Here is a 20,869-nt window from a genome sequence, read left to right as displayed (position 1 = left end):
CATCGGGAGACAGTATTGGCGACACATCGAGATCCACGACCCCCGCTGGACGTACGCATCAAGGACGCGCTGGCACGGGCGCTGATGCGACTGATGGCACGTCTGCCGCTGGCCTTCGCCCACCGTCTCGGCAACGGCCTCGGCTGGCTGGTTGCGCGCTGGCCCAACCGTCAGCGCCGCAACGCCCTGATCAACCTCGCGCTCAACTTCCCCGAGCGCGACCGCGAGCAACTGCTCGCACTGCGCGACGACACCCTGCGCGAGGTCGCCAAGACCTATTGCGAGATCGCCCATCTGTGGCTGCGCCCCGTCGAGCAGACCCTCTCGCTGGTCCGTGAGGTGCGCGGGGCGGAGCTGCTCGAGCGGCGCGACGGCAAGGGGCTGATCGTGCTCTCGCCGCACATCGGCGCCTGGGAGCTGGCCGGACTCTATCTCGCCGAGCAGGGACCGACGGCGATCTTCTACAAGCCGCAGAAGTATCTCGACGACCTGATCCGGCGCGCCCGCGGGCGCAGCGGCGCGACCCTGGCACCGATCACCGGCAAGGGCATCCGCGTACTGGTGCAGGCGCTCGAACGCGGCGACTATGTCGGCGTCCTGCCCGACCAGGAGCCCAAGGCCGACAAGGGGGCGGTGTTCGCGCCGCTGTTCGGCATCCCCGCCTTCACCATGCTGCTGGTCAACCGCCTGGCGCGGCGCACCGGGGCGCCGGTGATCTTCATGTTCGCCGAACGGCTCGACGACCAGAGCGGCTTCCGCATCCACTGCATCCGCGCCCCCGAGGGCATCGACAGCGCCGACGACGAGGTCGCCGCGCGCGCCCTCAACCAGGGCATCGAGCAGTGCGTGCGCACCTGCCCGAACCAGTACATCTGGCCCTACAAGCGGCTCAGACGTCGCCCCGAGGGCTGGCCGAAGATCTACAGCGGCGGGCTCTCCGACGCCGAGGCGCTGGAGCAGGTGGCGCGGCTGCGCGAGCGGCACGCGGCGCTCGCCGAGGACGCGCCGCCGAGCTGAGCGGAGACGCGGCCGGCGGCAGACCGCCGGCCGCGCGAGATCAGGACGAGATGGTGGTCGAGGCGCTCTGCGTCTGCCCCTGGTTGTCGGTCCAGGTGATCTCGATCGGATCGCCCTCGGCGCCCCCGGCAAACTTGAACGACAGATAGGGGTTCTTCGACACCCCGCCGCTCCACGAGGCGGTCATCACCACCTCCCCCTTGGCCTTGCACACCACCTCCTGGATGAAGTGCGCCGGGATCGGCTCGCCGGTCTTGCTGTCCTTGCGCAGCCCGGTCTCCATCGGGTGACTCATCAGACACTTGACCGTGGTCACGTCGTTCTTGGTCTTGGCGCGGATCTTGATATCAGACATTGGCTCTCTACCTCAGGTTATCCGTTGAGCTCGCTGCGATGGCGTCCTGTCACCCGCCGCAACCACCGATGGTCACCTTCACGCTCTTGCTGTTCTTGAAGACCTGATCGCCGACCTTGACCACGGCGGTGACATCGGCGGTCTCGGCCATCTTGATGCGGGTGGAGACGAAGGGCATGGCGTTGGGTGCGAGCTCGAAGGAGGCGATCAACGGGGTCTGATTCTTCTCGGCGAAGATCGCGATCGAGGTGACACCCTCGATATCGGCCTCGACCGTCACCGGCACCACGGCGCCGTTCTCGGCGATGTCCGGGGCCTTGATGCGGATGCGCTCGTCGCGCTCGGCGCTCTCGCTGCCGACCAGCGCCGTGAGCGCCTCGGGCATCTCCCTGGCCTTGAAGGCCGCCTCGTTCCAGTCGGCGAGCACCAGCCGGGGCGACAGCAACCCGGCGCTCACCGCGACCCCGACCGAGCCTGCACTCAGCGAGCCCTTGAGCAGGATTCTGCGTTTTGCATCGATCATCAACTCTCTCCTGTCGAGCATGGGTGGATGGTCTGCGGATCCGCTGGAGGAGGACCGCTGCCAGTGTTCACGACAGCGGCGCGCGGAACCTGGGTGCCCGAGTCCATCGGGCGTTGTTGTTGTCGTGCGTCGCCATCCCGGCGCCTCGAGCGAGCGGGTCGCGGGACAGCGGATATCGTGAGGAGCAGGCGCGACGCTCAGCCCAGCGGGTCGTCGCGCTCGCGCCGGTCGCGCTCCTCCTCGCGCAACGCATCGAGCCGCGCCTGGATCTGGGCGGCGTCGTGATAAGGGATATCGCGTTGCCGCAGGGCGATCTCAAGCTGGCGGATCGCCGGCTCCAGGTCGCCGAGCAGATAGAGCCGCTCGGCCCGATAGCGATGGGTCGCGGCACGGTTGCCGGACTTGAGCGCCGCCTGTTCGAGCAGGTCGTAGAGCATGACGTCGTCGGGGCGCAGCCGCGCCAGGTCCTCGAGCGCGTCGAGCGCCTGGCGCGCGCGGCCCTGCTCGAGCAGCAGTCGTGCCCGCACGGTGCCGAGCACCCAGTCGTTCGGCGAGAGCGCCAGCGACTGGGTGAGTATGCTCAGCGCCTCGTCCGAACGCCCGCGCCGCTGCGCCAGCTCGGCCTCGAGCACCACGAACTCGGGTTGGCTGGGCTGGGCCGCGAGCAGCCGGGCGAGTTCACGCTCGGCGCCGCCGTAATCACGCGCGCGCAACAGCGCCAACGCATAGCCGTAACGCTCGGCCAGCGCGTTGCGGTAGCGCCCCTCGCGCAAGGTCGCGCCGAAGTGCGCCACCGCCTGCTCGGCGCGGTCATAGGCGCGCTCGCGCAACCGCGCGCGGGTGAGATGGAAACGCAGACTATCGGGACGCTGGCGGGCGCCGAAACGCTCGGCGCGCTGCAGCGCCTCGGCGATACGATTGCTGGTCACCGGGTGGGTGCGGAGGAACTCGGGGGCGGCGCTGTCGTGGATCTGCCCGGCGCGCGAGAGCCGCTCGAAGAATCCGGCCATGGCGTAGGGATCGTGCCCGGCGCGCACCAGGGTGGAGATACCGATGCGATCGGCCTCCTTCTCGTTCTCGCGGGTGAAGTTGATCTGGTGCTGGATCGCCGCGGCCTGGATACCGACGATCGCCGCCATCCCGGCATCGCTCGAGACCTGGGCGCCGAGGATGGCCGCGGCCACCAGCAGCGCCGTCGCCGGGACGCTGAGCCGGCTCTGGTCCTCGACCCCGCGCATCAGGTGGCGCTGGGTGACGTGCGCGATCTCGTGGGCGATCACCGCCGCCAGCTCGCTCTCGGTCTGGGCGGCGAGCACCAGTCCGGCATAGACACCGATATAACCGCCCGGACCGGCGAAGGCGTTGACCACCGGTTCGTCGATCAGAAAGAAGGTGAAACGCCGCCCCTCGGCATCCGGGTCGGCGAGCACCAGCGAGCGTCCGAGCGACTCGATATAGCTCGCCAGCAACGGATCGTCGAGCACCGCCAGACGCTCGCGCACGTGCTGCATGAAGGCCTTGCCGAGACGGGTCTCCGCGCCCTGGGTCATCACCGCATCGGCCGAACTCGAGAGATCGGGCAACTCGAAGTGCTGGGCCTGCACCGCTCCGGCACCGAGCAGGGCCGGGAGCAGCGCCGAGGCGAGCAGGCGGCGGAGGCGTGGCAGTCGACACATGGATCGCTTCATCACATAACCGACGAATCAGATCAGAAGGAGACGGCGAGGTTTCCGCCCCATCCTCGCCGACATCGCGCGTCATGTCGACGCCCGGCGACGATTGAGAATCCTCATTGCCCCGACAAACCCAACTGCGTTGTCAACTATTAGAAAACCGCTGTATTCTTAACCACCCACCGCGCGCCAACGCTGCGTATACCATGCGCGCCAGCCGCTGGCCGGGGTGGTGACGGGTGAGGACGCGGCGCCAACCGCTGCCCACCCGCCCCGCAAGCCCCGCAGCGACGGGGATCAACGTCTCTATGGAGAGGACGAGGCCGCGCGGACGACACCGGCGGCCGGCATCGAGACCCGGCCGGGCGAGCGTCCCGGCCGGGCGCCATCACGAACTAGCGCGGAGAGACTCGGACATGAATCAGTTCTACTACGACGCGGTCACCAAGATGGAACAGCTCGGCGTCGATGACGAATACATCCAGGGCTGGCAGTGCGGCTTCCTGCAGAACCCCAAGCGCGAGGAACAGCGCCTGACCGAGGCCTATGCCGCGGGCTACGACGACGGCGAGGAGAAGAACGCCGAGAACTTCGCCAACTGGGTCAGGGAGTGACCCCGGTCCGGGGCGCCAGCGCGCCCCGGACCTCTCAGTGATGACGCAGGGTGTGCAGTGGCGGGCGCACCAGCAGCGGATAGGTCGCCACCACCCCGGCCACGCCGATCAGCAGCCCCGAACCCAGCACCCCGACCGTCCACAACCAGGGGTTGAAGACGAACGCGATGCCGAAGAGCTGCTCGGCGAGCAGCCAGCCGATGCCCTCGGCGAACACCGAGGCGAGCAGACCGGCGAGCAGACCGGCGACGACGAACTCCACCGCCAGCGCACCGAGCAGCCGCGCCCGTCCCACCCCGAGGGTGCGCAGGATGGCGTGCTCGACACGACGGTCCTCCAGGCTCGCCTGGATCCCCGCATACATCACCAGCAGCCCCGCGGCGAGGGTGAAGAGGAACACGTACTCCACCGCCAGCACCCCGCGATCGACCACCTGACGCACCTGCTGGAGCAGCGCGTCGACATCGAGCAGGGTGAGGTTGGGGAAGCGGCGCACCAGCTCGACGAGCAGCGACTCGTCGCTCGCCGGGACATGGAAGCTGGTGATATGGCTTGCCGGCTCGTCACCGAGCAACGCCGGCGAGGCGATGACGAAGAAGTTGACGTTGAAGCTGTCCCACTGCACCTCGCGCAGGCTGGTCACCGGGGCCGCGACCTCGCGCCCCGCGACCATGAAGGCGATCTCGTCGCCGAGCGAAATGCCCAGGGTCTCGGCCAGATCGCGCTCGACCGAGAACTGCGGCGGCGCAGCGGCATCCTGCCACCAGGCACCGGCGACGATACGATTGTCCGCGCCCAGCCGGGTACCGTAGCTGAGGTTGAACTCGCGCGTGGCGAGCCGCTCGGCGCGCGGATCGACATAGTCCGAGGGCGCCACCGCGCGATCGTTGATCCGCACCAGCCGGCCCCGGATCATCGGGTCGAAGGCGACGTCCTCGATGCCCTGCGCGGCGAGCAACGTCCGCATCGGCTCGACCTGCTGCGGCTGGATGTTGATCGCGAACTGGTTCGGCGCCCCCGGCGGCAGACTCTCGCGCCAGCCCTGCAACAGATCGACCCGCACCACCGCGAGCAGCAGCAGCGCGAGGATGCCGACCCCGAACCCGGTGATCTGCAGCACCGCGCCGCCGGGACGGCGGGTCAGCGCCGCCAGCCCGAGCCGCCACAGCCCGCGGCTGCGCCCGGCGAGCAGCGCCGCCAGCCGCACCAGCGCGAGCACCGCGACCACCAGACAGACCAGCGCCGCGGCCAGCCCGGCGAGCAACTTCCAGGCGAGCGCGAACTCGCCGGCCTGCCACAACACCAGGGCCGAGAGCGCCAGCGCCGCCAGCACCACGGCCAGCGCCACCGAGCCGCGCGGCGCGCCGAGATCGCGGCGCAGCGCGCGCAGCGGCGAGACCTGGGCGAGCTGCAGCAGCGGCGGCAGCGCGAAGCCGAGCAGGGTCACCAGCCCGGTGCCCAGGCCCACCAGCAGCGGCGACCAGGAGGCGGCCGGCAGCGCGGTGCCGAACCAGTCGCTGAACACCGCCAGCAGCCCGGCCTGGGCGATCCAGCCGAGGGCGGTGCCGAGCAGACTCGCGGCCAGCCCGAACATCACCAACCGCAACACGAATACCCGCATCAGCAGGTGTCGGCGGGCGCCGAGACAGCGCATCACCGCCACCGCATCGATCTGGCGTCCGACCAACCGGTGACTGGCCAGGGCGATCGCCGCCCCGGCCACCAGCAGGGTGCTGAGGCTGGCGAGGTGGAGGAAGCGCGAGGCACGCTCGACGGCATTGGCGAACTCGGGTCGCGCCGCGCTCGCGGTGAGCAGCTCGAACCCCGCGGTCTCGGCCCGCGATCCGGCCCAGGCGGCATAGTCGGCGACCGCGTCCTCGGGGCCGGCGAGCAACAGCCGATGGGTGGCGCGACTGGCCGGGCCGAGCAGCCCGGTGGCGGGCAGATCGGCGGCGTTGAGCAGCACCCGCGGGGCGAGATTGAACAGCCGACCGCCGGCATCCGGCTCATAGGCGAGGATGGCGCCGATGCGCAGGTCCGTCTCGCCGAGCGTGAGAGGGTCGCCGACCTGCAGCTCGAGCAGGCGCAGCAGGCGCGACTCGACCCACAGCTCGCCGGCCGGCGGTCCCTGCTCGCGCGGCTGCTCGGCGGCGGCGAAATCGGCGCGCACCCGCAACTGGCCGCGCAGCGGATAACCCGGCTCGACCGCCTTGGCCTGCACCAGCTGCGGCCCGTCGGACCCCAGCACCACCGAGCGGAACTCGACGGTCGCGGCACTGACCAATCCCTGCGACTCGGCGCGATCGCGCCAGGCCGCGGGTGGCGCATCACTGCCCTCGAGTACCAGATCGGCGGCCAACAGCTCGCCGCCCTGACGCGCCATGCCCGCCTCGATGCGACTGGCGAAGAAGCCGACGGCGGTCACCGCCGCCACCGTCAGCACCAGCGCGGCGGTGAGCAGGTAGAGTTCGCCGCTGCGCCAGTCCTGGCGCAACAGCCGCAGTCCGATCCGCCAGGCCTTCATGCCAGGGCCTCCAGGCGGCCCTCGCGCATCGCCAGGCGGCGATCGCAGCGTGCGGCCAGCCCCGGATCGTGGGTGACCAGCACCAGCGCGGCACCGGCCTCGGCGCGCAGCTCGAACAGCAGCTCGATGATCTGCTCGCCGGTGGCCTGGTCGAGATTGCCGGTCGGCTCGTCGGCGAACAGCACCGCCGGGCGCGGTGCATAGGCGCGGGCGATCGCCACCCGCTGCTGCTCGCCGCCGGAGAGCTGGCGCGGATAGTGACCGGCGCGCGCGCCCAGCCCGACCCGCGCCAACGCCTCGTCGGCGCGCGCGGCGGCATCCGGGGTATCGGTCAGCTCCAGCGGCAGCAGCACGTTCTCGCGCGCGGTGAGCGTCGGCAGCAGCTGGAAGTTCTGGAACACGAAGCCGACCCGGCCGCTGCGCAGCTCGGCGCGACCGTCCTCGTCGAGCGCGCCGAGCGGCTCGCCGCACAGCCACACCTCGCCGCTGCTGGCGCGGTCGAGCCCGGCGAGCAGCCCGAGCAGGGTCGACTTGCCCGACCCCGAGGCGCCGAGGATAGCCAGCGCCTCGCCGGCGCCGACCTCAAGCTCCAGCCCCTCGAGGATGGTCAAGCCACCAGCGGGGCCGGTAACATGTTTATCCAGTCCCACCGCCTTGGATACGGTCTGACTCCGTTGCACTGACATGATCCGTCTACTCCTGATTGCTGCTCTGTCGCTGTGTGCCCCCCTCACCCTGGCCGCCACGCCGACCCTGCTGGTGCTCGGCGACAGCCTGAGCGCCGGTTATGGCATCGACCGCGAGCGGAGCTGGGTGCGGCTGCTCGAACAACGTCTCGAGCAGGAGGCGCTGGCCTATCGTACGGTCAACGCGAGCGTGTCCGGGGAGACGACGGCGGGCGGCCTGACGCGGTTGCCGGCACTGCTCGAACGCCACCGCCCGGCGGTGGTGATCATCGAGCTCGGCGCCAATGACGGGTTGCGTGGGTTGAGCCTGGAGCGACTGCGCGCCAATCTCGACGCGCTCATCACCCAGACGCAGGCGAGCGGCAGCCGCGTACTGTTGCTCGGCGTGCGACTGCCGCCGAACTACGGTGCGGTCTACACCGATCGCTTTCAAGCGGTGTTCCGCGAGGCCGCCGCCGCACACGCGGTCCCGCTGGTGGCGGAGATGCTGCGCGGCATCGCCGAGGATCGCGCGCTGATGCAGGCCGACGGACTGCACCCCACGGCCGCCGCCCAGGCGCGCATCCTCGACAACGTCTGGCCGACGTTACACCCGCTGCTCGTCCCGCCGCGACACTGATCCCGAAGGGCCAGCGCCATTCATCACCCTTCTTTCAAGACCAGGAGAGCGCCATGCATCGCGTCACCATCGTCGGGTCGGGCTTCGCCGCCCTGACCGCCATCCAGCAGTTGCGCAAGTCGAACCCCGATGTCGAGATCACCCTGGTCAGCCCCGCGGCCGAGTTCGTCTATCTGCCCGGCCTGATCTGGGTGCCGCCGGGGCTGCGTCGGGGCGAAGACCTGCGCATCGACCTGACCCGCTTCCTGCAACGCATGCGGGTGCGCCACGTCGCCGCCGAGGCCACCGGCCTGAGCCACTGCGGGCGCACCCTGGAGACCACCCAGGCACCGATCAACAACGACGGGCTGATCATCGCCAGCGGCGGACGTTTCCTCAAGAAGCTGCCCGGCATCGAGCACGCCATCACGCCCTGCGAGGGCATCGCCGCGGCCGAGCGCATCCGCGAGCGCATCCGCGCCATGGACGGCGGCACCATCGCCCTGGGCTTCGCCGGCAACCCCAAGGAGCCGAGCGCGATGCGCGGCGGGCCGATGTTCGAATTCCTCTTCGGACTCGACAACCAGCTGCGCCAGGAGGGCCGGCGCGAACGCTTCGAGCTGGTGTTCTTCACCCCGGCGCCGCGCCCCGGCAACCGGCTCGGTCCCAAGGCGGTCGAGGGGCTGCTCGCGGAGATGCGCCGCCGTGACATCCGCACCCATCTCGGTCACAAGCTCAAGGGCTTCTCCGAGCACGGGGTGAGCACCGAGGGCGGCGACTTCGCCGCCGACCTGATCCTGTTCATGCCGGGGATGACCGGCAACACCTGGTTCGACAACACCGAGCTGCCGCGCTCGCCCGGCGGACTGATCGAGGCCGAGCGCACTTGTCGCGTGCCGGGTTACGACCGGGTCTATGTCGCCGGCGACTCGGGCAGCTTCCCGGGACCTGAGTGGATGCCCAAGCAGGCGCACATGGCCGACCTGCAGGCGCGCACCGCGGCGCGCAACCTGCTCGCCGAGTTCGCCGGTCAGACACCGACCGAGACCTTCCGCGTCGAGCTGCTCTGCATCGTCGACGCCAATCGCGACGGCATGCTGGTGGCGCGTAACGAGCGCTTCAACCTGGTGCTGCCGAGCCTGCGGGTCTTCCACTGGCTCAAGCGCTTCTTCGAGTGGAACTATCTGCGCCGCTTCCGTTGAGGGCGACGGGCGCCGGGGGAACGGCGCCGGAAGGGATCAGCTGAGGAACACGGGGCCGGCACATGCCGGCCCCGTCGCGTTCAGGGCCGCACCTCGGCCCCGGCGCCCTCCTTCTCGGGCGGCAGCAGGTCGGTCTTGTTCAGCCCCATCCACACCACCGCCGCGGTGGCGACATAGATCGAGGAGTAGGTACCGACCACCACGCCGATGATCAGCGCCAGCGAGAAGCCGCTGATCACCTCGCCACCGAGCATGTAGAGCGCGACCAGCACCAGCAGCGTGGTGCAGGAGGTGACCACGGTGCGCGAGAGCGTCTGACCGATCGAGGCGTTGATGATCTCGGTCACCGTGCCCTTGCGCATCTTGCGGAAGTTCTCGCGCACCCGGTCGAAGACCACGATGGTGTCGTTGAGCGAGTAGCCGATCACCGCCAGCACCGCCGCCAGCACCGTCAGGTCGAAGCTGATCTGGAACAGCGAGAACACGCCGAGCACGACGATCACATCGTGCACCAGCGCCACCACCGAGCCGACGGCGAAGCGCCACTCGAAACGCAGCGCGACATAGATGAGGATGCCGATCAGCGAGAACAGCACCGCCAGTCCACCCTGCTCGCGCAGCTCCTCGCCGACCTGGGGTCCGACGAACTCCACCCGTCGCAGATCCACCTCGCCTGCGGCGGCGGCGCTCAACGCCTGGAAGACGCGATCGCTGAGTTGGGCGCTCGTCCCCTCGTCGTCGCTCCCCGGCGCGAGCCGGATCAGCACGTCCTGACGCGAGCCGAAGTGCTGCACCGTGGCGCCGACGAAACCGCCGGCCTCGAGCGCCCCGGTGACTTCGGCGAGTTCGGTCGGGGTCTCGTAGCCGACCTCGATCACGGTACCGCCGGTGAAGTCCAGCCCGAAGTCGAAGCCGCGTAGCAGCATCGACAGCAGTGCGATCACCAGCACCGCGCCGGAGACGATCGCGGCTGCACGCCGCATGCCCATGAAGTCGATGTTCAGGGTCTTGGCCATAGCCTTGTTGCGCATGCCGATCTCCTCAGATGGCCAGTTTCTTGACGTTACGACGGCCATAGATCAGGTTGATCATGGCGCGCGAGCCGAGGATGGCCGTGAACATCGAGGTGACGATACCGATGAACAGGGTCACGGCGAAGCCCTTGACCGGGCCGGTACCGAAGCTGAACAGCACCACGGCGGCGATCAGGGTGGTGACATTGGCATCGACGATGGTCGAGAGCGCCTTGTCGTAGCCGGCGCGGATGCTCGCCTGCGGCGTGCTGCCGTTGCGGATCTCCTCGCGGATACGCTCGAAGATCAGCACGTTGGCATCGACCGCCATGCCCACGGTGAGCACGATGCCGGCGATGCCCGGCAGGGTCAGGGTCGCCTGCAGCAGCGAGAGCACCGCCACGATCATCACCAGGTTGACCACCAGCACCAGGTCGGCGACCAGACCGAACACCCGGTAGTAGAGCGCCATGAACAACGCCACCAGACCGAGACCGATCATCACCGAGCGGAAGCCCTGGTCGATGTTGTCCTGACCCAGGCTGGGACCGATGGTGCGCTCCTCGACGATCTGGATCGGCGCGGCCAGCGCGCCCGAGCGCAGCAGCAGCGCGGTGTTGTGCGCCTCCTCGCTGCTGTCGAGCCCGGTGGTCTGGAAGCGGCGCCCGAAGGGTTCGCGGATGGTGGCGACGCTGATCACCTCCTCGACCTTGTGGGTGCGCTTGACCGGCTCGCCGTCGACCATCTCGGTGGTGGTGCGGTTCTCGATGAACACCACCGCCATCGGCTTGCCGACGTTCTCGGTGGTCACATCGCGCATCCGCCGCGCGCCCTGGCCGTCGAGGTTGACGAACACCGCCGGGGAGCCGCTCTGACCGTCGAAGCCTGCAGAGGCGTCGGTGATCTGGTCTCCGGTGACGATCACCCGGCGCTTGAGCAGGATCGGCACGCCGTCGCGATCGCGATAGAGCCGGCTACCCACCGGCACCCGCCCGGAGACGGCATCGGCGACGCTGTGCTCGGTGTCGACCAGACGGTACTCGAGGGTCGCGGTGGCGCCGAGGATCTCCTTGAGCCGACCCGGGTCCTGGGCGCCGGGGAGCTGCACGACGATGCGCCGCTCGCCCTGACGGGCGATGCTCGGCTCGGCCACGCCGAGGGCGTTGACGCGGTTGCGCAGGGTGGTGATGTTCTGCTTGAGGGCGAAGTCCTTGATCTGCTCCTGCTCGGCCGGCTGCAGCACGGCACGGATCAGATAGGTGCCGCCCTGCTCGGCGCTGGAGAGCGCGAGGGCGCGGAATTCACGCCCGAGCAGCTTGTCGGCCGCGGCACGCGCCTCCTCGTCCTTGAACTTGACGAGGATCTCGCCACCGTCGCGCAGCACGGTCAGGTAACGCACCTTGTGCTCGCGCAACTGGGCGCGGATATCGCCGACATAGCGCTCGAGCGCCTGATCGAGCGCGCTCTCCATGTCGACGTCGATGACCACATGGATACCGCCACGCAGGTCGAGTCCGAGCGACATCGGGTTGAGCCCGAGCGCGCGCATCCACCCCGGCAGATCGGCCGAGAGGGTCAAGGCGGTGCGATACTGCTCGGCGAGGGTGCGCTCGATCGCCTCCTGACCGGCCAGCTGCTCACCGGAGAGGGCGAAGCGCGCGAGCAGCCGACCGTCCTCGCTCAGCTCGACGTCCTTGTAGGGCACCCCGGCGTTGTCGAGCACGGCGCGCACCTCGTCGACGCTCGTCTCGGTCACCTCGGCGCCGCGCGCGGCAGTGATCTCGATCGAAGGGTCCTGGGAGAACAGGTTCGGCATCGCCAACAACAGGCCGAGCAGGACCACGCCCAGGATCAGTAGATTCTTCCACAGGGGGTATCGGTTCATTGCATGTCCAAGTGCAAGGGCATTGGGGATGCCACTGCGCGCAACGGAAAAACGGGGACGCGGATCGGACACCGATCCAGGGCTGGGGGTGTGATCCGCGAGATGGGTCGGACACGATGACGCCCGAGGCCGCGACCGGCCTCGGGCGTCCGCACGATCTTAGAGATCCTTCAGCGTGCCCTTGGGCATCACCGACTCGACGGCCTGGCGACGCGCCTTGATCTGAACGCCATCGGCGATCTCGATCAGGATGAAGTTCTCGCCGAGATCGGCGATGCGCCCGGCGATGCCGCCGAGGGTCACGATCTCATCGCCCTTGGCCAGGGCCTCGACCATCTTGCGGTGTTCCTTCTGTCGCTTCGCCTGCGGACGGATCAGCAGGAAGTAGAAGACGACGGCGAACAGCACCAGAGGCAGCAGGGCCATGAAGGGGTCGCCGCCAGCAGCGGCCGCTTCGCCCTGGGCGAAGGCGTCGGAGATAAAGAAGCTCATATCGGTTCCTTCGGCGTTTGGATCGATCTCACCCGATCCAGTGGATGTGGAAACGGACCGACGCGGCCTGGACCGCGCGATCGCGGGAATTCCAGCGCGCGATTATCGCACAGCGCCGGCCAAGATACAGCGTCGCCACCGACCGCACCGGCGAGGCGTGTGCACGATGGCGCGGCACGCCATCAATCCGCCAGGCCGCGCAGCGCCTTGAATTCGGCGACGAACTCGGCCAGCCGTCCAGCGGCGATGGCCGCACGCAGCCCGGCCATCAGCTCCTGGTAGTAGTGCAGATTGTGGATCGTGGCCAGACGCGAGCCGAGGATCTCCTTGCAGCGATCGAGATGGTGGAGATAGGCGCGACTGTAGTGGCGACAGGTGTAGCAGCTGCACTCGGGGTCGAGCGGGCGCTCGTCGGTGCGGTGCGCGGCATTGCGGATCTTGATGGTGCCGTGCCGGGTGAACAGATAGCCGTTGCGCGCGTTGCGCGTCGGCATCACGCAGTCGAACATGTCGACCCCGCGACAGACCGCGGCGACGATATCCTCCGGGGTGCCGACCCCCATCAGATAACGCGGGTGGTCGACCGGCAGCTTGCCGGAGAGGAAGTCGAGCACCCGCAGCCGGTCGGCCTCGGGCTCGCCGACCGACAGTCCGCCGATGGCATAGCCGTCGAAGCCGATGCGCATCAGGCCTTCGAGCGAGTCGGCGCGCGGCCCCTCGTGCATGCCGCCCTGGACGATACCGAACAGTGCCGCGGGGTTGTCGCCGTGGGCCTCGCGCGAGCGCGCCGCCCAGCGCAGCGACAGCTCCATCGAGGCGCGCGCCTGGGCCTCGTCGGCCGGATACGGGGTGCACTCGTCGAAGATCATCACGATATCCGAGCCGAGCTCGCGCTGCACCTGCATCGACACCTCAGGGCTCATGAACACCCGACTGCCATCGACCGGGGAGCGGAAGTGCACCCCCTCCTCGGTGATCTTGCGCAGCTCGCCGAGGCTGAACACCTGGAAGCCGCCCGAGTCGGTGAGGATGGGTCGCTCCCAGTGCATGAAGTCGTGCAGGTCGCCATGACGGCGGATCACCTCGGTGCCGGGGCGCAGCATCAGGTGGAAGGTGTTGCCGAGCACGATCTCGGCGCCGAGCTCGCGCAGCTCCTCCGGGCTCATCGCCTTGACCGTGCCATAGGTGCCCACCGGCATGAACGCCGGGGTCTCGACCGTGCCACGGGGGAAGTGCAGCCGGGCACGCCGCGCCAGCCCGTCGCGGGCGAGCAGTTCGAATTCCATCAGGTTCTCCTCGGGATTATCAGGGGACGAGCCGGCCCACCACCTCGGCCAGATCGGTCGCGCGCCAGCCCGGCGGCGCCAGGCCCTCGGGCCAGGGACGCAGGTCGCGATCGATCCAGGCCGCGCGCAGCCCGCAGGCGCGCGCCGCGGCGACGTCGCGCTCGGGGTCGTCGCCGAGGTGCAGCGCCTCCTCGGGACGACAGCCGGCAAGCGCCAGAGCACGCTCGAAGAGCGCCGGATCGGGCTTGGCCGCGCCGACGTCGACGGCATTGAGCGAGTGCGCGAACAGCCCGCGCAACGGGGTGGCCTGCACCTCGGCATTGCCGTTGGTCAACGAGATCAACCGATAGTGCCGTCCGAGCATACGCAGCGCCGGGATCACGTCGGGATAGGGCGTGACCCGGTTGCGATGATCGAGGAACAGACGCAGTCCGGCCTCGGCCAGCCCCACCCGATAGCCGTGACGGGCGAGCAGCAGACGCAGCGAGCGCAACCGGATCTCGCCGAGATCATGGGCGTGATGCGGCAGGCGCTCGGCGAGCCGCTGGCGATGACGGCGCAGCGCGGTGATGTCGTGAGCCTCGGCCAGGCGTGGCGCCACCGCACGCAACCAATCGTGGAGCGCGCGCTCGGCCCCCTCGATCACCGGCTTGCAGGGCCAGAGGGTATCGTCGAGATCCAGGGTGATGAGACGCAGCGGCGGAACGGACATGCGGTGACCGGCGATCCTAAAGCTCCATTGTGCCCGTAATCGACAGCGCGCTCCAGACGCCGCGGCCAGCGGCCAGCGGCCAGCGGCCAGCGGCCAGCGGCCAGCGGCCAGCGGCCAGCGGCCAGCGGCCAGAAGATTGCACCGCGAAGGCGCGAAGCGCGCAAAGGGGTTTGGATAGGCAAGACTCCAACGCCGACGTGGGCCATCACTGGAGGCTGATCGCTGGAAGCGCATTCGAACCGCGAAGGCGCGAAGCACGCAAAGGGGTTTGGATGGGCAAGACCGCAGCGCCGACGTGGGCCATCACTGGAGGCTGATCGCTGGAAGCGCATTCGAACCGCGAAGGCGCGAAGCGCGCAAAGGGGTTTGGATAGGCAAGACTCCAACGCCGACGCGGGGCATCACTGGCGGCTGGCGGCTGATCGCTGGAAGCCCTTCTCACTCTTTGCGCCCTTTGGGCCTTTGCGGTTCAAACTTCCTGGCGGCTGGCGGCTGGCGGCTGGCGGCTGGAAGCCCTTCTCTTCTTCGCGCCCTTTGGGCCTTTGCGGTTCAAACTTCCTGGCGGCTGGCGACGCCCTACGCGAGCAGCGCGCGATGGCGTTGACGCAGCTTGGCGAGCTTGGGGTCGATCACCGCCTGGCAGTAGGGCTGCCGGGGGTGGCGGCGGAAGTAGCCCTGGTGCTCGGGTTCGGCCGGGTGGAAGGTCGGCGCCGGGGTGAGTTCGGTGACGATGGGATTGGGCCAGAGTCCGGCGGCATCGAGCCGGGCGATCATCGCCGCGGCCTGCTCGCGCTGCGCCTCGCCGTGATGGAAGATCACCGAGCGGTACTGGGTGCCGACATCGGCGCCCTGACGGTTGCGCGTGGTCGGGTCATGGAGGGTGAAGAACACCTCGAGCAGGGTCTCGTAGCCGATCACCGTTGGATCGAATCGCACCTGCACCACCTCCGCATGACCGGTATCGCCACGACAGACATCGCGGTAACTCGGTTGCTCCAGCGCACCGCCGGCATAGCCGGAGACCACCGTCTCCACGCCACGCAGCCGCTCGAATCCCGCCTCCAGACACCAGAAGCAACCGCCTCCCAGTGTCGCCGTCTCGTGCTGCATGCTGTCTCCTCCGGCGATCGCCATGTCGTTGAGCCTTCCCGGCAGGGACCGGGCTCTCGGCCCAGAGATTGCGACGCCCGGGTGGATGGACAAGGCCGGCGCCACCCCGAACGCGACCGCCCCCTGCCCGCCGGTCGGTTGCCGACTGATGGATATCAATGCGCCGCCACTACCTCATGACCGCATGCTTGACCTCGACATCTCGCTATCGGTCAAAAAAGACGTGGCTGGCGCCAGATTAGGCCCCAGAGCGGCCTTGACAAGAAAAACATTAATTAAGAAACTTATGATGTACTAAAGCTGGGGCTTTGGTGCATCCTTCAACCTCCTTTGGTGGTAATGATTTGAAGCGCGGCTCACCGCCGCGCTTTTTTTATGTCTCGCGCCCGGCCAGCAACCGCAGCCCATGCGGCAACTCGCCGGGATCGACCCGGGCACCGACCAGCAGCGCATCGATCGTGCGTTCGGCGGCGAGCCAGTCGCGCTCGGCACCACCCGGCGCGAACCCGCGCCGCTCGGCCAGATAGTAGGCCGCCTCGGCGATCATCCGCCGTCTCCGCGCCGCACCCTCCCCTGCAACCTCTTGCATCGCATGCCTCCTCGCATCGGTTCGGTAACACCTGCACGGCACAATCCTGCCTCGACACCGTCTCGACGGGATGACGACCGGCGGGCCAAGCCGCTTGCAGCGCCGTCGTGACGGCGCGATGCTTCATACACGAAACGAAGCAAAAAACGCCATCCACACTCTTGCAGAGGACCGACATGGCCGCCCCCAAGCTCTCCCTGTCACGTCGCATCCGACTCGCCCTGAAGCAGGCCTGGCGCACCCTCGGCGACTCGCGACCCGTCGCCGAACCAGACGCACAGCGCAAGCACGATGAAGGCGATCGGCGAGATGCGCAAGAGGCCGCGCTACAGCTGCTCGCACTGTTCCAGCGCGAGGGTCGTCTGGTCGATTTCCTGCAGCAGGACATCACCGCCAGCGACGACGCGACGCTTGGCGCCGCAGCGCGAATCGTGCACACAGGGTGTCGCCGAGTGCTCGACGAGCACCTGCCGCTCGCCCCGATCTGCCAAGCGCCCGAGGGCGCCCGCATCACCCTCGAGCCCGGCTTCGACGCCAACCGGCTGCACCCGAGCGGCGCACTGCTCGGCAGCCCACCCTTCACCGGCACCCTGATACACCCCGGCTGGGAGGTGCGCGCGGTCCGCCTGCCCGAGCCCGTCGCGGGTCACGACCCACGCATCATCGCCGCGGCGGAGGTGGAGCTGTGAGCACCCCGCGCCATGCCGTCGGCATCGATCTCGGCACCACCCATTGCGCCCTCTCCTGGATCGACGCCGCCAACAGCGAGGGCGAGCGGATCGCGCAGCACCAGCTGACGATCCCGCAACTGACCGCCCCCGGCACCCTGGAGGCAGGCGCGCTGCTGCCCGCCTTCCTCTATCTGCCGCACCGCGACGAGCTCGCCCCCGGCGCGCTCACCCTGCCCTGGCCGGCCGCGCCGAGCCCGATCGCCGGCGCGCTGGCCCGTGCGCTCGGCCTCGCCACCCCGATCCGGCTGGTGGCGAGCGCGAAGAGCTGGTTGTGTCACCCCGAGGTCGATCGCGAGGCGCCGATCCTGCCGCTCGAGGCCCCGGACGAGGTCGAGCGGATCTCGCCGCTGGCCGCGACCATGCAGTATCTCGCCCATCTGCAGGCGGCCTGGGACAGCGCCCACCCCAGGGACCCGCTCGCCGCCCAGGCGCTGACCATCACCGTCCCCGCCTCCTTCGATCCGGCCGCGCGCGAGCTCACCGCCACGGCGGCGCGCGCCGTCGGACTCGACGACTTCACCCTGCTCGAGGAGCCGCAGGCGGCACTCTACAGCTGGATCGCGGCAAGCGCCGGCGGCTGGCGCGAGCAGGTCGCGGTCGGCGACCTGATCCTGGTGATCGACGTCGGCGGCGGCACCACCGATCTCTCGCTGATCGCCGTCGACGCGCGCGAGGGCGCGCTCGAACTGACCCGGGTCGCGGTCGGCGAGCACATCCTGCTCGGCGGCGACAACATGGACCTCGCGCTCGCCCACCGGCTGCGCGCCAAGCTCGCCGCCGCCGGGGTCGAACTCGACCGCTGGCAGCTCCAGCAGCTCACCCACGGCTGTCGCGACGCCAAGGAGGCACTGTTCGCCGACCCCGCGCTGGAGCGCCTGCCGGTAGTCCTGGCCAGCCGCGGCGCGCGCCTGGTCGGCGCCAGCATCCGCACCGAGCTGACCCGCGCAGAGCTCGAGGAGACCCTGGTCGAGGGCTTCTTCCCCGAGGTCGCGGCCGACAGCCACCCCCAGGGTCGCGCCCGCGCCGCGCTCACCCGGGTCGGGCTGCCCTATGCGCAGGACCCGGCGATCATCCGTCACCTGGCCGCCTTCCTCACCCGTCACCGCGAGGCTGCAGCGCCCGCCGCGACGCTCGCACGACCGACGGCGGTGCTGTTCAACGGCGGGGTGTTCAAGGCCGAGGCGTTGCGCGAGCGGGTGATGGCCGTGCTTGCCGCCTGGTTGGCGCCGACCGGCGCGCCGCCGCCGCGCCAGCTCACCGCCACCGATCTCGATCTCGCCGTCGCCCGTGGCGCCGCCTTCCACGCCCATGCCCGCCGCCACGGCGGGGTGCGGATCCGCGGCGGGACCTCACATGCCTACTATGTCGGTGTCGAGGGCGCGGCCCCGGCGGTACCCGGGATCGAGCCGGAGCTTGCCGCGCTCTGTCTGGTCCCGCTCGGGCTGGAGGAGGGCTCGCCCGCAGCGGCGCCAGATCAGGAGTTCGGCCTGGTGGTCGGCGAGCCGGTGCGCTTTCGCTTCTTCGGCGCCGACCTCAGAGGCGATGACCGCGTCGGCGACCTGCTCGAGGAATGGTCGCCGGATGAGTTGAGCGAACTCGAGGAGGTCCAGGTCACCCTCACTGCGCACCGCCACCGCCCCGGCGAGGTGGTCGCGGTGCGACTGCAGGCGGCAGTGACCGAGACCGGCACCCTGGAGCTGACCGCACTGCCGAGCGACGGTGGCGATGAGCGCTGGGCGGTGGCCTTCGATACCCGCGGTCGCCACACCCGGCGTTAGGCGCCACCCGCAGCCGAGACGATAAGGGGTACACTGGATGCGTCGCGCCCCAGGGTCGCGAACCGCGCGCAACGACAGCAGCAGGAACCGAGTCGATGGCGAAACAGCCCACGGGATCGAAAACCAAGCCCAGCACCCGGCGGCGCCGCAGCGCGGCCAAGGACACGGTCGGGACCAACCCGCCGCCGACGCCGCAGACCACCGAGTCACCGATCTCGTCGGAGACGGCCAGCGCTGCGCCTGTCCCCCAGGAGCGTCCCACCACGCAATCAAGACTCGAGCCGGAGCAGCCGGAGCAGCCGGAGCAGCCGGAGCAGCCGGAGCAGCCGGAGCAGCCGGAGCAGCCGGAGCAGCCGGAGCAGCCGGAGCAGCCGGAGCAGCCGGAGCAGCCGGAGCAGCCGGAGCAGCCGGAGCAGCCGGAGCAGCCGGAGCAGCCGGAGCAGCCGGAGCAGCCGGAGCAGCCGGAGCAGCCGGAGGCTAGCCCGGTGGTGGCGCAGCCGCCAGCCCGTGAGGCTCCCGCGCCGTATCCCGAGTCCGAGCCCCCTCCCCCGGCCGCGCCGGCGCGCCCCGGGCTGTTCGTGGTCCATGTCACCCCGGAGCTGGCCACCGTGGCCAAGGTCGGCGGGCTGGCCGACGTGGTCTTCGGACTCAGCCGCGAGTTGGCGATCCGCGGCAACCATGTCGAGATCGTGCTGCCGAAGTACGCCTCGATGCGCTACGACCAGATCTACGACCTGCACGAGGTCCACCGCGACCTGTGGGTGCCCTGGTACGACGGGGCGATCCATTGCAGCGTCTATTTCGGCTTCGTCCACGACCGCAAGTGCTTCTTCATCGAGCCGCACTCGGGCGACGACTTCTTCGATCGTCCGGCGATCTACGGCTATCCCGACGACGTGCTGCGCTATGCCTTCTTCTCGCGCGCGGCCATCGAGTTCCTCTGGCAGAGCGGCAAGCACCCCGACGTGATCCACTGCCACGACTGGCAAACCGCGCTGTTGCCGGTCTATCTCTACGAGTTCTATCAGCGTCTGGGGATGACTCACCCCCGGGTCTGTCTGACCATCCACAACTTCGCCCATCAGGGCGTGGTCGACGGCGAGTTGCTGCACGCCACCGGGCTGCAGCACCCCGCGCGTTTTCATCACCACGACCGTCTCGGCGACCCGCGCTACCCGGGCATGCTCAACCTGCTCAAGGGCGGCATCGTCTATTCCAACTTCGTCACCACGGTCTCGCCGCGCTATGCCTTCGAGACCAAGGACCAGGGACAGGGCTTCGGTCTCGAAGGCGTGCTCCACGCCCACCAGATCAAGTACGGCGGGGTGGTCAACGGCATCGACTACGACCTCTGGAACCCCGAGATCGACCGCCACATCCCGGCGCGCTACGGCATCGAGACCATCGAGACCAAGTACGACGACAAGCGCGCGCTGCGCCAACGGCTGATGCTCGCCGACAACGAGAAGGCGATCGTCGCCTTCATCGGCCGGCTCGACCCGCAGAAGGGGCTCGAGCTGGTGCGTCACGCGATCTTCTACACCCTCGAGCGCGGTGCCCAGTTCGTGCTCCTCGGCTCCAGTCCGGACCCGGCGATCAATGCCGACTTCTGGGGGCTCAAGCGGATGCTCAACGACAGCCCCGACTGTCATCTCGAGATCGGCTTCGACGAGGAGTTGGCGCACCTGATCTATGCCGGCGCCGACATGATGCTGGTGCCCAGCCGTTTCGAGCCCTGCGGGCTGACCCAGATGATCGCGCTGCGCTACGGCACCATCCCGGTGGTGCGCGCCGTCGGCGGACTGGCCGATACCGTGTTCGACAAGGATCACGCCGCCCGCCCGCTGCACGAGCGCAACGGCTATGTGTTCAACGACTACGACCACGCCGGGCTGGAATCGGCCCTGGGCCGGGCGATCGCCTGTTACCACGACTATCCCGGTGACTTCCGCGCGCTGATGCACAACGCGATGCGTACCGACTATTCCTGGAACCGTCCCGGTCAGGACTATCTCAACATCTACGACTACATTCGTAACGGCTGAGGTCGGCGGCCATCAGCAGCCTGTGGCGAGTAAGGA

19 protein-coding genes are annotated in these 20,869 nt (G+C 69.2%); 7 read left to right on the top strand and 12 right to left on the bottom strand.

Annotated elements, in window-relative coordinates; genetic code table 11:
• Positions 1-15 precede the first annotated feature (15 nt).
• Entirely contained in the window at positions 16-1,017 is a 1,002-nt protein-coding gene (locus EDC29_RS04065) for a lysophospholipid acyltransferase family protein (protein ID WP_255419406.1), read from the top strand.
• Between the two features lie 40 nt (positions 1,018-1,057).
• Here the strand turns inward: EDC29_RS04065 and soxZ are convergent, their stop codons facing one another.
• From soxZ to EDC29_RS04050, 3 genes are all read right to left on the bottom strand, one after another.
• Positions 1,058-1,372, bottom strand: coding sequence for a thiosulfate oxidation carrier complex protein SoxZ (gene soxZ, locus EDC29_RS04060; protein WP_123139924.1), 315 nt, complete (start codon positions 1,370-1,372; stop codon positions 1,058-1,060).
• Positions 1,373-1,421: 49 nt separating this feature from the next.
• Entirely contained in the window at positions 1,422-1,895 is a 474-nt protein-coding gene (soxY, locus tag EDC29_RS04055) for a thiosulfate oxidation carrier protein SoxY (protein ID WP_132228663.1), read from the bottom strand.
• 197 nt (positions 1,896-2,092) lie between these two features.
• Positions 2,093-3,571 (bottom strand): M48 family metalloprotease, encoded by a 1,479-nt coding sequence (locus tag EDC29_RS04050; protein ID WP_123139926.1) that lies wholly within the window; start codon positions 3,569-3,571, stop codon positions 2,093-2,095.
• Positions 3,572-3,984: 413 nt separating this feature from the next.
• On the opposite strand from EDC29_RS04050, the gene EDC29_RS04045 reads away from it, so the two are divergent.
• Positions 3,985-4,182 carry an Alvin_2107 family globule sulfur oxidation protein gene (locus EDC29_RS04045; RefSeq protein WP_005221303.1) on the top strand — a complete coding sequence of 66 codons (198 nt, stop codon included), beginning with the start codon at positions 3,985-3,987 and terminating at the stop codon, positions 4,180-4,182.
• Between the two features lie 34 nt (positions 4,183-4,216).
• Here EDC29_RS04045 and EDC29_RS04040 read toward each other — a convergent pair whose 3' ends face one another.
• On the bottom strand, positions 4,217-6,706 hold the full coding sequence (locus EDC29_RS04040; RefSeq protein WP_132228662.1) for an ABC transporter permease: 2,490 nt from the start codon (positions 6,704-6,706) through the stop codon (positions 4,217-4,219).
• Complete coding sequence (locus EDC29_RS04035; protein ID WP_123139928.1) at positions 6,703-7,392, bottom strand: ABC transporter ATP-binding protein; 690 nt, start codon at positions 7,390-7,392, stop codon at positions 6,703-6,705. The genes EDC29_RS04040 and EDC29_RS04035 overlap by 4 nt, the downstream gene beginning before the upstream one ends.
• On the opposite strand from EDC29_RS04035, the gene EDC29_RS04030 reads away from it, so the two are divergent.
• Complete coding sequence (locus EDC29_RS04030) at positions 7,391-8,011, top strand: arylesterase (protein ID WP_123143249.1); 621 nt, start codon at positions 7,391-7,393, stop codon at positions 8,009-8,011. The two genes, EDC29_RS04035 and EDC29_RS04030, sit on opposite strands and share 2 nt — an antisense overlap.
• Before the next feature lie 53 nt (positions 8,012-8,064).
• A complete protein-coding gene (locus EDC29_RS04025) occupies positions 8,065-9,192 on the top strand; it encodes an NAD(P)/FAD-dependent oxidoreductase (protein ID WP_123143250.1) in 1,128 nt (375 codons plus the stop codon).
• Between the two features lie 80 nt (positions 9,193-9,272).
• On the opposite strand, the gene secF is transcribed toward EDC29_RS04025, so the two are convergent.
• The 7 genes from secF to EDC29_RS03990 all read right to left on the bottom strand — a co-directional run bounded on the left by secF (position 9,273) and on the right by EDC29_RS03990 (position 16,279).
• Positions 9,273-10,223: a protein translocase subunit SecF gene (gene secF / locus EDC29_RS04020; RefSeq protein ID WP_123139931.1), complete on the bottom strand. Its 951-nt coding sequence runs from the start codon at positions 10,221-10,223 to the stop codon at positions 9,273-9,275.
• 10 nt (positions 10,224-10,233) lie between these two features.
• Positions 10,234-12,090 (bottom strand): protein translocase subunit SecD, encoded by a 1,857-nt coding sequence (gene secD, locus EDC29_RS04015; protein WP_123139932.1) that lies wholly within the window; start codon positions 12,088-12,090, stop codon positions 10,234-10,236.
• A gap of 159 nt (positions 12,091-12,249) precedes the next feature.
• Positions 12,250-12,582 carry a preprotein translocase subunit YajC gene (gene yajC, locus EDC29_RS04010; protein ID WP_123139933.1) on the bottom strand — a complete coding sequence of 111 codons (333 nt, stop codon included), beginning with the start codon at positions 12,580-12,582 and terminating at the stop codon, positions 12,250-12,252.
• A gap of 182 nt (positions 12,583-12,764) precedes the next feature.
• Complete coding sequence (gene tgt, locus EDC29_RS04005) at positions 12,765-13,868, bottom strand: tRNA guanosine(34) transglycosylase Tgt (protein ID WP_132228661.1); 1,104 nt, start codon at positions 13,866-13,868, stop codon at positions 12,765-12,767.
• 19 nt (positions 13,869-13,887) lie between these two features.
• Complete coding sequence (locus EDC29_RS04000; RefSeq protein WP_123139935.1) at positions 13,888-14,580, bottom strand: HAD family hydrolase; 693 nt, start codon at positions 14,578-14,580, stop codon at positions 13,888-13,890.
• A 576-nt stretch (positions 14,581-15,156) separates the two neighbouring features.
• Complete coding sequence (gene msrA, locus EDC29_RS03995) at positions 15,157-15,690, bottom strand: peptide-methionine (S)-S-oxide reductase MsrA (RefSeq protein ID WP_123139936.1); 534 nt, start codon at positions 15,688-15,690, stop codon at positions 15,157-15,159.
• Between the two features lie 373 nt (positions 15,691-16,063).
• Entirely contained in the window at positions 16,064-16,279 is a 216-nt protein-coding gene (locus EDC29_RS03990) for a DUF2934 domain-containing protein (protein ID WP_123143252.1), read from the bottom strand.
• Between the two features lie 176 nt (positions 16,280-16,455).
• Here EDC29_RS03990 and EDC29_RS03985 point away from each other — a divergent pair, with 176 nt between their 5' ends.
• From EDC29_RS03985 to EDC29_RS03975, 3 genes are all read left to right on the top strand, one after another.
• Entirely contained in the window at positions 16,456-16,968 is a 513-nt protein-coding gene (locus EDC29_RS03985) for a DUF2760 domain-containing protein (protein WP_132228659.1), read from the top strand.
• Positions 16,965-18,788 (top strand): Hsp70 family protein, encoded by a 1,824-nt coding sequence (locus EDC29_RS03980; RefSeq protein ID WP_132228657.1) that lies wholly within the window; start codon positions 16,965-16,967, stop codon positions 18,786-18,788. The genes EDC29_RS03985 and EDC29_RS03980 overlap by 4 nt, the downstream gene beginning before the upstream one ends.
• A gap of 95 nt (positions 18,789-18,883) precedes the next feature.
• Positions 18,884-20,833, top strand: coding sequence for a glycogen synthase (locus EDC29_RS03975; protein ID WP_132228655.1), 1,950 nt, complete (start codon positions 18,884-18,886; stop codon positions 20,831-20,833).
• The last annotated feature ends 36 nt before the right edge of the window (positions 20,834-20,869 follow it).

This window comes from Marichromatium gracile, from assembly GCF_004343155.1.
In the GTDB taxonomy this organism is placed as follows: Bacteria; Pseudomonadota; Gammaproteobacteria; order Chromatiales; family Chromatiaceae; genus Marichromatium; species Marichromatium gracile.
This window is presented reverse-complemented; position numbering and strand designations above follow the sequence as displayed.